2 protein-coding genes and 1 pseudogene are annotated in these 1,686 nt (G+C 67.8%); 2 read left to right on the top strand and 1 reads right to left on the bottom strand.

The genetic code is table 11. The annotated features are described in order from the left end of the window. Positions 1-207, top strand: a pseudogene (locus LQV45_RS30390) (hypothetical protein); the annotation flags it as partial. Between the two features lie 15 nt (positions 208-222). Here LQV45_RS30390 and LQV45_RS30385 read toward each other — a convergent pair. Next, positions 223-783: a MarR family winged helix-turn-helix transcriptional regulator gene (locus LQV45_RS30385; protein ID WP_230010948.1), complete on the bottom strand. Its 561-nt coding sequence runs from the start codon at positions 781-783 to the stop codon at positions 223-225. 229 nt (positions 784-1,012) lie between these two features. Here LQV45_RS30385 and LQV45_RS30380 point away from each other — a divergent pair. After that, positions 1,013-1,686 (top strand): MMPL family transporter (locus LQV45_RS30380; RefSeq protein ID WP_230010946.1); only part of this gene is annotated, 674 nt, incomplete at its 3' end.

Below are 1,686 nucleotides of genomic sequence, written 5' to 3'. Positions count from 1 at the left end.
GCCTGGTACGGCGTGATCGTGGCGGCCGGGGTCATGGTGGCCGTCCTAATCTTCAGCGGCTGGGCGCTGGGGGTTCCGCTGGCCCTGGTAGCGGCCGCCGTCGGCGTCGGCAGGCGCTTTGGCGGGACCCCAGAACAGGAAACGGCGCCTTTTGCACTCGGGGAGGCGCTCCCTGGTGGCCGGCCGCAAACCGCCGCCCATCCGTGACGCCCGGGCCGCGAGTCAGCCGGGGCGCTGCCCCGGCGCTTGCTCCGGCCCGGGGCCGCGGGCCGCTTCCTCACCGGCCCGGACAGTGGCATCGATCATGGAGTTCATGAAGCGGGTGGCGATCTCCAGTTCTTCGGGCGTGAAGGTCGCCATGGCTGCACCCATGTGGCGGGCCAGCGGCAGGAACATTGCGCCGCCGTCCCGGTAGGCCTTGGGCGTCATGCGCAGCTGCACCTGGCGGCGGTCCGCGCCCTCGCGCTCACGGACCACGTGGCCGGAACTGTGGAGCCGGTCGATCAGTGCGGTGGTGGCCGGGGAGCTGAGGTTCAGCTCTTTCCTCAGCACCCCTGGAGTGACAATCTGGTCCCGCGCCGCGTGCCGCATGATGACGGCGAGGGCGTTGAGGTCCGTGCGGTGCATGTCGTTGCGGCCGCCGGCGGAGTCCACGTAGCGGTTGGCTTCGAGGGTGAATTCCTGCAGGAGCCGGACGAGGGGCGGCGGACCGGCGGCTTCGGGCGGGACTGTGTTCTTGGGCGAGACCGCGTCTTCGGATAGGCCCGGGGATTCGGCTGACACGGCGGACCTCCTTCGTCCCTTGATCCTGCCCCGGTGGTCTGACCGCGGCAGGTCGGCGCTGTCGACGGCGCCTTCGGGAGTCTACTGCAGGGTCTGCGGAGAGGCCTGACGCCGGCTGTCTTTCCATTCTCCTCCGGTGCCCCCGGCAAATGGGTTATCTCTATGATGGAGATAGTCTACTATGGAGTTGATCTCTGCTCCCACTCCGAGGCGCACCCTGGAAGGAAACATGAAAACGACTTCGTCCGCGGCGACCCGTGTCCCGTTCTGGCTGCGCTGGCTGGTCCCCGCAGTGCTCGTCCTGGCCTGGCTGGCGATCGCCGGCGTCGGCGGCCCTACATTCGGCCGCCTGAGCGAGGTGTCATCAAATGACCAGGCATCGTTCCTTCCCGCCGGGGCCGAGGCCACCGAGGCTGCGGACTGGCAGGCAAAGTTCAGGGACTCCAAGGAGATCCCGGCAGTGATCGTGGTTGAGAGCGACTCCGCCTTCACCCCGGCCCAGCTCCGCGAGACCGCGGCCCTCAAGGGCAAGCTAGAGGCCCTGCAGGCCGGGAGCACGGTTATCGGTCCCATCCCTTCCGAGGACGCCAAGGCAGTCCAGTTCGTGGTGCCCATTGCTTCCTCGGCGGAAGTGAAAACAGTCGTCAAAGAACTGCGCAACGAGGTCCGGGCGTCCGCGCCGGCCGGAATGCAGACATTCGTCACCGGACCGGCCGGCCTCACCGCGGACCTTGTGAGTGCCTTTGCCGGCATTGACGGCATCCTGCTGCTCGTGGCCCTGGGCGCCGTGTTCCTGATCCTGCTGATTGTCTACCGTTCCCTGCTGCTGCCCGTCATGGTGCTGTTCACGTCGGTCTTCGCGCTGTGCGCCGCGATCCTGCTGGTGTTTGGCATGGCTAAGGC

The organism is Microbacterium sp. Bi128 (assembly GCF_918698205.1).
This window is presented reverse-complemented; position numbering and strand designations above follow the sequence as displayed.